Consider the following 12,710-nt stretch of genomic DNA (forward strand, 5'->3'; position numbering starts at 1 on the left):
CCGCCTTCGGCGATCATGGTGTGCGCCGGGGTGGCGGCGAAAGCGTTAACTGCGAAAACCGAGAAAGCAATGCTGAGAAGAGTCTGGCGTTTCATGATGGTGTGCTCCGGGGTGTTGTTGGTTGGTATGGAGCTGATGTTACGCCCGGAATTTTTTATGAGAACTTCATTACCGTGATGGTGAACATCGACGTCGATGATGGTTGCGGACAACCGCGTAGCAGAGCCTCAGAGCACCTTCACCGCACGCCCGATCGCCTGAATCGGCCCGGTCGGCTTGCCAATCGGCGAGCCATTGGCGCCTTCCAGCGTCAGCTCAAACAGCTGGTTCGGTTGCAACGGCGGCAGTTTGTCCAGCGGCACCGACAACGCCTGCCCCGGCTTGACCAAGCCCAACGACACCGGCCCCGACCAGCCGTCAGCCTTGGTCCAGAACTCCAGCGCCTTGTCCGCCGGCACCTCGACCACCCCTAGCGGAATCAACTGGATCTCCCGCGCATTGCTCGCCTGAATCACCCATCCCGGCGCCTTGTCCTGCGGCGCCACCAGCACCACCAGATAACTCGGTTTCGGCGCAGTCTGCGTCAGCAGCATCGTGCCGAGGATCAATGTCGCCGCCAGCCCGGCCGCGCTCAAGCCGCGCCACAGCGGCAGCAGATTCCACCACGAGGTTAGCGGTTTCTTCACCGTCAGCCGTTCGAGACTGCGTTCGATACGAGGCCATAACTGCGCCGAGGGTTGCTGAGGTTCGGCCAGATCGGTCAGCTCCAGCAGACGTCGCTCCCATGCGTCGACTGCCGCCCGCAACTCAGGATCGTTCGGCAGGCGCCGTTGCACCTCGATGCGCTGCTCGAACGACAAGGTGCCAAGCACGTATTCGCCGGCCAGTTCATCCCGTTCCTGCGCTGATTCGCCGGTCATCCCATGCACTCCCGCAAAGCATTGAGGCTGCGCTTGATCCACGCTTTGACCGTGCCCAGCGGCGTGTCGAGGCGTGCGGAAATCTGCGCGTGGCTGTAACCGTCGACGTAGGCGTGGAGGATGCAGCTGCGGCGCTGCGGTTCCAGTTGCTCGAGGCAGCGATGAATGCGCGCCGAGTGAACATCGACCGCCTCATCAGGCGCCGCTGCCTCATGTTCTTCACTGAACGGCGTTTCCCGACTTTGCTTGCGCAACTGATTCAAGGCAAGGTGCCGGGTCACGCTGAACATCCAGCCCCGCGCCGAACCCCGCGCCGGATCGAACCCGGCCGCGCCGTGCCAGATCTTGATGAACGCCTCATGCACAATGTCCTCTGCCAGCGCCGTATCGCGCACCAGCCGCTTGGCCACGCCGAGCAGGCGCGGGCCTTCCTGCACATACAAATCGCGCAAAGCCAAACGCTCGCCCCGGGCACAGGCAGCGAGGCGGGCTTCGTAATCGAAAACGGATTCGGGTAAAGGCATGGGGTGCAATCTAGCTCACATTTCCCAAACATCCAGACGCATTGTTCCCTGTGGGAGCGAGCCTGCTCGCGAATGCGGTGGGTCAGAAAGTAATAAGGCGACTGACACTCCGTCTTCGCGAGCAGGCTCGCTCCCACAGGATTGTGCACTGCTTCCGAATATCAGTTCGCCGCCCAGAAAATATAATCCGCCTGGTACTTCACCACTTCCTGCTTGCCCTTGTTCGCCATGGTGCACTCACTGCCCGGCGCGACGCCGCCCTTGAGCGCGACGCGCTGGATGTAGCTGACCCCGGTCATCGCGCCTTTGCCCTCGGCCGGATTGGCCTTGACCAGTTGATAGGGCAGGTTGCCCGGGCTCGACGGTGCCACGGCGAGTTGTGTGCCGGTGACTTTCGAACCGTCCTTGGCTTGCCACGTCGCTGGCGGGCCGAAATAAGTGCCGACCTGTTTGCCGCTGCGATCATTGAGCACCGCTTTCGGGCCGACAAAGGTCCATTCGGTCTGCCCGGCCACATTGGGCTTGTCGCGGCATTCGTAGGTGATCTCGCCAACCCCGGTGGTCTCCAGGGCAATCTTGTGCCCGTCCGGCACCTTGATCGCGTCGGGATAACTGCTCTGGGCGAAGGTGGTCGCGGTGAAAGCGAGCAAACCGGTGAAGCCAATCAGCTGGGTGATGTTCATCCGATGATTCTCCGAAAAGGGTAGGGCGCTGACAGCACCAGAGTGGGCTGTTACAGGGACTACCCGTGGCGGAGGCGATTGGATGCAGTGCCGGAAAAATAAATTTCAAACACCACCGATCAAACCTGTGGGAGCGAGCCTGCTCCGGGCGGCGTTCCGACGAAAGCGTCGGTTCAGTCAGCTCTTATGTGACTGACGCACCGCATTCGCGAGCAGGCTCGCTCCCACAAGGCTCTCTATAAGGCTTGAGGCCCGAGGCTTTCAGTAACTCTTGGGTATACGGATGTTTCGGCGCAGCGAAAATCTCCCGCGACGAGCCTTGTTCAATCACCTTGCCATCCTTGATCACCATCAAGTCATGCGCCAGCGCATGCACCACCGCCAGGTCATGGCTGATGAACAGATAGGTCAGCCCATGCCTGATCTGCAACTGGCGTAACAATTCCACCACTTGCTTCTGCACCGTGCGATCCAGCGCCGACGTCGGTTCGTCGAGCAGGATCAGCGCCGGTTCCAGCACCAGTGCGCGGGCGATGGAGATGCGCTGGCGCTGGCCGCCGGAAAACTCGTGGGGGTAACGATGGCGGCTCTGCGGATCGAGGCCGACCTCCTCGAGCACGCGAATCACCGCTGCCTCGCGCTCGGCCTCGCTGCCGATGCCGTGGGTCAGCAAGCCTTCGGCGATGATCTGCTGCACCGACATGCGCGGGCTGAGGCTGCCGAACGGGTCCTGAAACACCACCTGAATCTGCCGGCGCAACGGGCGCATCAGGCGCTGATTGAGCAGGCTCAACTGCTTGTTGCCGAAACGGATATTGCCCTCTGATTCGACCAGTCGCAGGATCGCCTGACCCAGCGTCGACTTGCCCGAACCCGACTCGCCGACGATGCCCAACGTCTTGCCGCGTTGCAGGGTGAAACTGACCCCGTCCACCGCTTTGATGTAATCCTGCTGGCGGCTGAAGAGTTTTTTCGGCAGGGGAAACCACACCTTCAAATCATCGACTTCCAGCAGGTTGTGCTCGTACTCACTGGGCACTGGCGCGCCGCTCGGTTCAGCCTCGATCAACAAGCGGCTGTAAGGATGTTGCGGCGCTTGGAACAGCGTCTCGCAATCAGCCTGTTCAACGATCTCGCCTTGACGCATAACGCACACGCGCTGAGCGATCCGGCGCACCAGATTGAGGTCGTGGCTGATCAGCAACAGCGACATGCCGAGGCGTTGCTGCAACTCGATCAGCAGCTCAAGAATCTTCTGCTGTACGGTTACGTCCAGCGCCGTGGTCGGCTCATCGGCAATCAACAGTTCCGGCTCGTTGGCCAGCGCCATGGCGATCATCACCCGTTGCCGCTGACCGCCGGAAAGCTGATGCGGATAGGCTTTGAGTCGCTGCAACGGCTGGCGAATACCCACCAGCTCGAGCAGCTCCAGGGTCCGCGCGCGGGCGGCGCGGCCCTTGAGGCCCTTGTGGATTTCCAGCACTTCGCTGATCTGTTTTTCCACCGTGTGCAGCGGGTTCAGCGAGGTCATCGGCTCCTGGAAAATCATCGCAATGCGATTGCCGCGCAGACCACGCATCTGCTGTTCGCTGGCGTGCAGCAAATCCACGCCGTTGTAGCGAATCGCGCCGCTGCTGCTGACGTTCTTGCCCGGCAACAGACGCAGAATCGAATGCGCCGTCACCGACTTGCCCGAGCCGGATTCACCGACCAGCGCCAGACACTCGCCACGGCGGATATCCAGGTTCACACCGTGCACCACTTCCTGCCCCGCGAAGGCGACGCGCAGGTCGCGGATCTCGATTAAATGGTCTTGCATGTCAGCTCCTCGGATCAAAGGCATCTCGGCACGCTTCACCGATGAAAACCAACAAAGACAGGATCAGCGCCAGGGCAAAAAACGCTGTCAGCCCCAGCCACGGTGCCTGCAGATTGCGTTTGGCCTGGCCGATCAGTTCACCCAGCGACGCGGTGCCGGCGGGCATGCCAAAGCCGAGAAAATCCAGCGCGGTCAGGGTGGCGATGGCGCCGGTGAGAATGAACGGCAGGTAGGTGAGGGTGGAAGTCATGGCGTTGGGCAGAATGTGCCGGCGCATCAGTTCGCTGTCGGTCAGGCCCAGCGCGCGCGCGGCTTTGACGTATTCGAGATTGCGCCCACGGAGGAACTCGGCGCGCACCACGTCGACCAGCGCCAGCCAGGAAAACAGCGCCATGATCCCCAGCAACCACCAGAAACTCGGCGAGACGAAGCCGGACAGAATGATCAGCAGATACAGCACCGGCAGCCCCGACCAGATTTCCAGGACGCGCTGCCCGAGCAAGTCGACCCAGCCGCCGTAGTAGCCCTGCATTGCCCCGGCGACAATGCCGATCAACGCGCTGATGGCGGTGAGGATCAGCGCAAACAGAATTGAAATCCGCGTGCCGAAAATCACCCGCGCCAGAACATCGCGAGCCTGATCGTCGGTGCCCAGCCAATTGCTCGATGACGGCGGGCTGGGCGCCGGTTCGGTGAGGTCGTAGTTGACCGTGTCGTAGCTGAACGGGATCGGCGGAAACAGCATCCAGCCGCCCTGATCCTCGATCAGCTTGTGCACGTAACTGCTGGCGTAATCCGGCTGAAACGGCAATTCGCCGCCGAAATCGGTCTCCAGATAATCGCTGAGGATCGGAAAGTAAAAGGCGTCGTGGTAGCGGATCACCAGCGGCTTGTCGTTGGCGATCAACTCGCCACCGAGGCAGATCAGGCACAGGCCGACAAACAGCCACAGTGACCAGCGCCCACGGCGGTTGGCCTTGAATTGCGCGACGCGGCGCTGGCCCAGAGGCGACAGTGTGAACATCAGGCAGTCCTCGCCGAGAAATCGATGCGCGGGTCGAGCAGGGTGTAGCAGAGGTCGCCGATCAGCTTGATCAGCAAACCGAACAGGGTGAACAGAAACAGCGCGCCGAACACCACCGGATAGTCGCGCGATACCGCCGCTTCGTAGCTCATGCGCCCGAGGCCGTCGAGGTTGAAGATGGTTTCAATCAGCAGGGAGCCAGCGAAAAACACTTCGATCAGCGCCGACGGCACGCCGGCGACCACCAACAGCATGGCGTTGCGAAACACGTGGCCGTACAGCACGCGGCGCTCGGTCAGGCCCTTGGCTCGTGCGGTGATCACGTACTGCCGGCTGATTTCGTTGAGAAAGCTGTTCTTGGTCAGGATCGTCAGCGTGGCAAAGCCGCCGATCACCAGCGCCGTGACCGGCAGTACGAGGTGCCAGAGGTAGTCGCCGACCTTGCCCAATGTGCTGAGGCTGTCGAAGTTGTCCGACACCAGTCCCTGCACCGGAAACCAGTTGACGTAGCTGCCCCCGGCGAACACCACGATCAACAGAATGGCGAAGAGAAACGCCGGCATCGCATAGCCGACGATGATCGCGGTGCTGCTCCAGACATCGAAGGCGCTACCGTTCCTGATCGCCTTGCGAATGCCCAGCGGGATTGAAATCAGGTAGGTGATCAGCGTCGCCCACAAGCCCAGCGACAGCGACACTGGCAGCTTCTGCACGATCAGGTCGGTGACCTTGGCGCCGCGAAAGAAGCTGTTGCCCAGATCCAGTTGCGCGTAGTTTTTCAGCAGCAGCCACAGGCGTTCGTGCAGCGGTTTGTCGAAGCCGTAATGGTGTTTGATTTCCTCGATCAGCGCCGGGTCCAGCCCACGGCTGCTGCGCCCGGCACCGCCGACCGCCGCGACTTCGCCGCCACCGCCCATGCTGTGCCCGCCAAAGCCTTGCAGGCGGGCGATGGCTTGTTCCACCGGCCCGCCGGGCGCGGCTTGCACGATAAGAAAATTCACCACCAGAATGCACAACAGCGTGGGGATGATCAGCAGCAAACGGCGACTCAGATAACGCAGCATGTCACTGGCCTCCCGCAAGCTGAGCGCTCATCTGCTGAGTCGTCAGCGGCCTGGCCGAGACTTCCCACCAGGTGTTGAGGCCTTCGTCATACGAAGGTTGCACGGCGGGCATGCCGAAGCGGTTCTGATACACCGTCGGCGTGCCTTTGGAGTAGTAGTTGGGAATCATGTAGTAACCCCATTGCAGCACCCGGTCGAGGGCGCGGGCGTAATGCACCATGGCTTCGCGGCTGTTGGCCCGGACCAGCCCGTCGAGCAGTTGATCGACCGCTGGATCGGCCAGCACCATCGCGTTCGAGCTGCCGACTTGCGTGGCACTTTGCGAGCCGTACAGGCTGTACAACTCGCGGCCCGGGGAGACGATCGGATCGCCACTGCGCGGGAAAGCGCAGACGATCATGTCGTAATCGCGAGCGTTGAGGCGGTTGATGTATTGCGCTGAATCGATGCGGCGCAGGTTGAGCGTGATGCCGATCTGCGCGAGGGTGCGTTTGAACGGCAGCAGCATGCGATCGAAGCCGCCCTGGCCATCGAGAAAGGTGAATTCCAGCGGCTCGCCGGCGGCGTTGACCAGACGATTGTTTTTCGCCGTCCAACCGGCTTCGCCGAGCAGTTTCAGCGCTTGCAATTGCTTGTCGCGGATGTAGCCGCTGCCATCGGTTTTCGGCGCTTCATAGACCGTGGTGAACACCTCGTCAGGAACCTTGCCGCGCAACGGTTCGAGGATCTTCAATTCCTCGGCATCGGGCAGGGCGCTGGCGGCCATTTCACTCTTGGGCCAGAAGCTGTTCTGACGCACGTAGAAGCCGCGCATCATCTGTTTGTTAGTCCACTCGAAATCCCAGAGCAGGCTGATCGCCTCGCGCACGCGGCGGTCCTGGAAGATCGGGTTTTGCAGATTGAACACGAAGCCCTGAGCGGCGGTGGGTTTGTCCGGGGCGAGGATCGACTGTTGCAAACGACCGTCGCGCAATGCCGGGCTGTCATAGCCGACCACATAACCGGACGAGGAGAACTCGCGGTTGTAGTCGAACGCACCGGCCTGCAACAGTTGGCGAGCGACGTCGGTGTCGCCGTAGAAATTCACCGTCAGGCTGTCGAAGTTGTACATGCCGCGACTGACCGGCAGGTCCTTGCCCCACCAGTCCGGGTCACGCTGGAAACTGATGCTGCGCCCGGCGTCGACCTTGCTCACCCGGTATGGCCCGCTGCCCAGCGGTGGCTCGAAGCCGCCGCCGTTGGCGAAGTCGCGGGTTTTCCACCAGTGCTCGGGCAGCACGCGCAGCGTCGCCAGATCCAGCGCGAGGGTGCGATTGAGGTTGTTCTTGAAGGTGAAACGGACCTGGCGTGGACCTTCGACCAGCACGTCTTGCACGTCGGCATATTGCTGGCGATAACTCAGGCTGCCCTTGGTCATCAGCAGGTTGAAGGTGTAGCGCACGTCTTCGGCGGTGATCGGCGTGCCGTCGGCGAAACGTGCCTTGGGGTTGAGGGTGAAGCGCACCCACAAACCCTCCGGATCGCGCTCGATCTGCTGCGCGACCAGAGCGTAAACCGTGTAGGGCTCATCCAGCGAACGAAACGCCAATGGCGAATACACCCAGTCATTGACCTGCACCACGGAAATGCCCTGATCGGCATACGGCGTGATGTAGTTGTACTGACCGATCTCCATCGACGCACGGCTGAGCGAACCGCCCTTGGGCGCGTCGGGGTTAACAAAATCGAAATGTTTGAAGCCGGCCGGATACTTCGGCGCCTCGCCGTACACCGTCAGCGCATAACTGCCGCCGGCCAGTGCCGAAGTGCCAGTGCACAGCAGCGCACTGCCGAGCAGCAGGCCAGCCATGTTGCGCAAAAAACTCATGAAGTCACCCTTGAAATCCCTGAAGGAACCCGGACCCCCGGTGGGAGCGAGCCCTTGTGGCGAGGGGATTTATCCCCGATCGGCTGCGCAGCAGTCGCAAGATCAATGCATGCGGTACTTCCGATGCTCCGCGTCGGCAGGTCTTGGGGGCGCTTCGCACCCCATCGGGGATAAATCCCCTCACCACAAAGGCTCGCTCCCACAGAGGGATGCGTTTTATCTCGGGTCAGAAGTGATACGTCATGCGCGCAAACAATGTCCGGCCCAGCGGGTCGGTGTAGCGCGGGTCATAGCCGCTCTGGAAGTTGTAGGCCTGGTTGGAGAACGGCGGGTTGCGATCGAACACGTTCTTCATCCCGGCATCAACGTCGAGCACTTTGTTGAAGGTGTAACCGGCCGACAGGTCCCACACCGAATACGACGCCACCCTTGCGTGGGTCTCGCGGTCGTAATCGTTGTAACCGGTGGTGAAGCGGTTGGTCAGCGCTGCCCGCGCCGCACCCAGGCTCCAACTGCCGGTGAGGTTGTGCTTCCAGCGCGCGATCACGCCGTCTCCCTGGAAGTCGCCGACCTTGTCGGTGAACGGGCCTTTGATGGTGCTCTGGAAGTCGTACTCGTCGACATAGGTACCTTGCAGGCCGAGACCAAACTGACCGTACGGCGTGTTCGGGAAGCGATAGTCGAGCGACACATCGACACCATTGGTTTCGACGATGCCGAGGTTGGCGTTGCCGGTAACGATGTAGTTGAGCGTGCCGTCGGCGTTGCGCACGAAGCGGTCCGGATAGGAGCCGGCCTGATCGAACACGGTGGATTCCGGGAACGGCTGGATCTGGTTGGAGATGTGAATCCACCAGAAATCCAGACCCACCGACAGATTGCTGATCGGTTGGTAGACGAAGCCCAAGGTGACGTTGCGCGCCTTCTCCGGGGCCAGATCCTCGTTGCCGCCAATCTGGTTGAGGAATTGCTGACCGCAATCGCGCCCGCCGTTACCGCCCGGTTGCACCACACCGCCGGTACACAGCACCGGATCGTTGTAGAAACCCTGGGTGAAGGTGATGCTGCGCGGCGAATACAGTTCATACAGCGACGGCGCGCGGAAACCTTCGCTGTAGGCGCCACGCACCACCAGCTCTTTGAGCGGCTGATAACGGAACGAGTATTTCGGGTTGGTGGTGCTGCCGAAGTCGCTGTATTTGTCGTGGCGCACAGCGGCGGACAATTCAAGGCTGTCGAGCACCGGCACGTTGAGTTCGGCATAGGCGGCCTTGACGCTGCGGTCGCCCTCGACGCTGCCGGCCGGGTCGATGCCGAGGCTCTGGATGTCGCCGGCGAACGACTCGAAGTCCTGATGGAATTTCTCCTTGCGGTACTCGCCGCCCAGCGCCAGACCGGACGGACCGGCGCCGAACCAGTCACCGATTTCACGGCTGACGCGACCATCGAACCCGGCGACGCGACCCACGGCTGTGGAGTAGGCGCCGTGGTACGCGGCGGCGTCGATGTACTGCTGGCCGGCGGCGGTCTGCGGGCCGAACGGGTTGAGCAAACCGCTGGCCAGGCCGTCAATCATCGCCTGATCGCTGACATAGCCACTGGTGACGCTGGAGACGATTTTGTTCTGGTTGTACGAGGCGCCGACGTTGTAATCCCAACCCCCGACCAGGCCGTCGAAGCTCAGCAGAAAGCGTTGGCTGGTGTTCTGGTCTTTCGATTCACGCGGGCCGGCGGCAGTCTCGCGCCAGTTGACGTCGACTGGCTGCGTCGGGTCGAGGGCGAAATCGGTCGGCGCCGGGGTGATGCCGTTGCCGGGGTAGTACGGCGACGAGGAATCCAGGCTCAGACCAGTCAGTGGCGCCGGGCCGACGGCGACGGCGTTGTTGTTGCGCGACCAGAAATATTCAAGGTTGGCGTTGTGATCATCGCCGAGCTTGGCAGTGGTCTTGCCGAAGAACGAGGTCTTCTCGGTCTGTGGCACCAGGTCGATGAATTCACGGGTGCTGAAGCGGCACAAGCCGTCGCGGGCGATCAGGTTGGGGCCGTTGCAGTTGCTGTTGGCCAACGGGTTGGTGGCGTTGCCGTTCTGGCTGTAGTTGCCGGGGAACGCGGTGCCGGAGGTCTGATCGAGACCGCGACCGGGCGCGTAGTCGGTGGCGAAGGAGCGGTCGTTGGCGTCGAGGTTCTGCTGCTTGTTGTAGTTGAACACACCGAGGACGTTGAAGCGGTCTTCTTCCAGATCGCCGTAGCCCCAACTGGCGCTCATGTCCTTGGTCGCGCCGCCACCGCTGTGGGTCGGCGTTTCGCCACCGAGGGTCAACGCGCCGTCGGTAAGGGATTTCTTGGTGATGAAGTTGATCACACCGCCGATGGCGTCGGTGCCGTACAGGGCCGAGGCGCCGTCGCGCAGCACTTCCACGCGCTCGATGGCGGCGAACGGGATCATGTTCAGGTCCACCGCGCCGCCGGCCGAGTTGGTCCCCGACAGGGCATTGTTGGCCAGGCGTCGACCGTTGAGCAGCACCAGCGTCTTGTTCGCGCCGATGCCGCGCATGTCGGCAAACGACGCACCGCCAGTGGCCGCGCCGACGGAGCCGGCGCTGTTGTTGATCGACTGGCTGCCGGTGATGCGCTGCACCAGTTCGGCGGTGGTGGTCACGCCCTGTTTGCGCAGCTCTTCAGCCTTGAGAATGGTGATCGGCACCGCCGTTTCCGCATCGACCCGGCGAATCGCCGAACCGGTCACTTCGACCCGTTGCAGTTGCGTGGTCGGCGCCGCCACGACAGCGGCTGCCGGCGTGGCGCTGTTGTCGTCCTCGGCCGCTTGCACGGTCCCGGCGCCCATCCCCATGGCCACCAGATACAGCGGAACTAAACGGTGGCGAGACATGGTTGCCACCAAAGGTTTGAGCGTGAAGCGTGGAGTGTTCATCAGCATGGTTGTTTCCGATTTTCAGACGTTATCGAATTGGCCTTGTGAGCCGCTCATTGCTCCGCTTCCGGTGATACCGCGCGCGGAAAACCACTTTCTTCAAGCAAGCCGATCCCCTCCAAAGACGCGTAGCGTTTTTTCGGTCGGCCGGGTGCGACGGGATTTCTTTTTCAGCGGTGCCGGGCGGATGCTTTCAACAGCCGCCCTGCACCGTCATCAGTGGGTGGTCATCACCGAAATCTTGCTGATGCCGGAGCGTTCGATCGATGCCATGGCCTTGGCCACCTGGCCGTAATTGACGGCGGCATCGGCCTGCAATTGCACACGGACTTCGGCGTCCTTGGCCTTGACCTCCTTGAGGCTGGCCTCGAGGGATTCCGGGGCCAGTTCGGTCTTGGCCAGATAGAACTTGCCGTCCTGATCGACGCTGACCACCACCGGGTCTTTCTTTTCGGCAGGGGCGACGGCGTCGGTTTTCGGCAGGTTGACCTTGATCGCGTTGGTCATCAGCGGCGCGGTGACAATGAACACCACCAGCAGCACGAGCATCACGTCGACCAGCGGCGTGACGTTCATTTCGCTGAGCACTTCATCGCTGTCTTGAGTGGAGAAGGACATCAGCTGGCCTCCCGCACGGCGTTGGTGCTTTTGCTGGCAATGGCCTGGCGGCTGATGGAAAACGCACTGCGCGAGGCGAGGGCGTCGAAGTCGTGGGCGAAGTCGTCCATGTCCGCCGAGGCGAGTTTCAGCCGACGCAGGAAGAAGTTGTAGATCAGCACTGCCGGCACGGCGACGGCGATGCCCACGCCGGTGGCGATCAGCGCGTGGCCGATAGGCCCGGCGACCGCTTCAAGGCTGGCCGAGCCGGTTTCGCCAATGCTTTGCAGGGCTTCCATGATTCCCCACACGGTGCCGAACAGGCCAATGAACGGCGCTGTGCTGCCGATACTGGCGAGGATCGCCTGGCCGTTTTCCAGCGAGCGACGTTCTTTCTGGATCTGCTGGCGCAGGTTGCGTTCCAGGCGGTCGGAGCGGTTGATGGTGTGCGCCAGTTGTTGCGTGGTGCGCGGCGACTCTTCGACCAGCAGGGCTTCGAAACCGCTGCTGGCGATGCGCGCCAGCGAGCCTGGATACTGGCTGGCGTGTTCGGCGGCGGTGAGCAGGTCCGGCGCGCTCCAGAAGGCTTTGGTGAACTGTTTGTTCTGCGCTTTCTGGCGCAGGTACTGGGCCGACTTGACCAGCAGGATCGCCCAACTGACCACGGAAAACAGCACCAGGCCCCAGAGCACACCGGGGACAATCATCGAAGACAGTGAATCGTTCATGGCTACACCTCGCTTGCGTTAATCAGTAATGAGTCGGTTGCGCCGTCATTGCGGCAATTTGAAATCGATGGTCTGGGTGGCGAAGCCGTCGATCGGCGTGTCGCCGCGCTTGGCCGGAATGAACTTCCAGTTCTTCACCGCCGCGACGGCCGCCTCATCCAGTTGCGGCTTGCCGCTGGACTTGGTCACCGTCACGCTGCCGGCACGGCCGTTGGCCAGCACCTGAATGCGCAGCACCACGCTGCCTTCCCAGTTGCGGCGTAGCGCCAGCGACGGGTATTCCGGCGGCGGGTTGCCGAGGCTGGCCAGGCCGGAAATCGCCGCCGATTCCTTGACCGGAGCGGGCGCAGCAGGTGGTGCCGGTGGTGCGCTCGGTGTTGTCGGCGCCGCAGGTGCGGCAGGTTGCGCCGGGGCCGGCGGCGCTTTCGGTGGCTCAACCTTTTTCACTGGTTTTGGCTTCTCGACCGGTTTCGGTTTTTCGATTGGCTTGGGCTTCTCCACCGGTTTGGGCGGCGGCTTGACCGCGTCCTCGTCTTCCACCGGCTGCTCGGG

At 62.1% G+C, this 12,710-nt stretch carries 11 protein-coding genes and 1 pseudogene; all 12 read right to left on the bottom strand.

Features of this window, described 5'->3' with window-relative positions:
• Window positions 1-212: pseudogene (locus D6877_RS29565) on the bottom strand (hypothetical protein); the annotation flags it as partial.
• A 15-nt stretch (window positions 213-227) separates the two neighbouring features.
• Window positions 228-920 carry an anti-sigma factor gene (locus tag D6877_RS07300; RefSeq protein WP_016775384.1) on the bottom strand — a complete coding sequence of 231 codons (693 nt, stop codon included), beginning with the start codon at window positions 918-920 and terminating at the stop codon, window positions 228-230.
• Entirely contained in the window at window positions 917-1,444 is a 528-nt protein-coding gene (locus D6877_RS07305) for a sigma-70 family RNA polymerase sigma factor (RefSeq protein WP_130910341.1), read from the bottom strand. Before D6877_RS07305 ends, D6877_RS07300 begins: the two co-directional genes overlap by 4 nt.
• A 161-nt stretch (window positions 1,445-1,605) precedes the next feature.
• Window positions 1,606-2,127: a DUF3455 domain-containing protein gene (locus D6877_RS07310; RefSeq protein ID WP_130910342.1), complete on the bottom strand. Its 522-nt coding sequence runs from the start codon at window positions 2,125-2,127 to the stop codon at window positions 1,606-1,608.
• Window positions 2,128-2,311: 184 nt separating this feature from the next.
• Window positions 2,312-3,946, bottom strand: coding sequence for an ABC transporter ATP-binding protein (locus D6877_RS07315; protein ID WP_241662868.1), 1,635 nt, complete (start codon window positions 3,944-3,946; stop codon window positions 2,312-2,314).
• Window position 3,947: 1 nt separating this feature from the next.
• A complete protein-coding gene (locus D6877_RS07320) occupies window positions 3,948-4,970 on the bottom strand; it encodes an ABC transporter permease (RefSeq protein ID WP_130910344.1) in 1,023 nt (340 codons plus the stop codon).
• Window positions 4,970-6,034, bottom strand: a complete 1,065-nt coding sequence (gene yejB / locus D6877_RS07325) for a microcin C ABC transporter permease YejB (protein WP_056788670.1) — start codon at window positions 6,032-6,034, stop codon at window positions 4,970-4,972. The genes D6877_RS07320 and yejB overlap by 1 nt, the downstream gene beginning before the upstream one ends.
• Before the next feature lies 1 nt (window position 6,035).
• On the bottom strand, window positions 6,036-7,901 hold the full coding sequence (locus D6877_RS07330) for an extracellular solute-binding protein (protein ID WP_130910345.1): 1,866 nt from the start codon (window positions 7,899-7,901) through the stop codon (window positions 6,036-6,038).
• Between the two features lie 226 nt (window positions 7,902-8,127).
• Window positions 8,128-10,839: a TonB-dependent receptor gene (locus D6877_RS07335; RefSeq protein WP_178083646.1), complete on the bottom strand. Its 2,712-nt coding sequence runs from the start codon at window positions 10,837-10,839 to the stop codon at window positions 8,128-8,130.
• A 210-nt stretch (window positions 10,840-11,049) separates the two neighbouring features.
• Window positions 11,050-11,451, bottom strand: a complete 402-nt coding sequence (locus tag D6877_RS07340; protein WP_016775377.1) for a biopolymer transporter ExbD — start codon at window positions 11,449-11,451, stop codon at window positions 11,050-11,052.
• On the bottom strand, window positions 11,451-12,158 hold the full coding sequence (locus D6877_RS07345; RefSeq protein WP_122611220.1) for a MotA/TolQ/ExbB proton channel family protein: 708 nt from the start codon (window positions 12,156-12,158) through the stop codon (window positions 11,451-11,453). Before D6877_RS07345 ends, D6877_RS07340 begins: the two co-directional genes overlap by 1 nt.
• Before the next feature lie 45 nt (window positions 12,159-12,203).
• Window positions 12,204-12,710: energy transducer TonB (locus D6877_RS07350; RefSeq protein ID WP_130910346.1), on the bottom strand; the 507-nt coding region annotated here is incomplete at its 5' end.

Origin of the sequence: Pseudomonas sp. Sample_9 (genome assembly GCF_004307535.1) — a bacterium.
Classification (GTDB): Bacteria; Pseudomonadota; Gammaproteobacteria; order Pseudomonadales; family Pseudomonadaceae; genus Aquipseudomonas; species Aquipseudomonas mercuritolerans.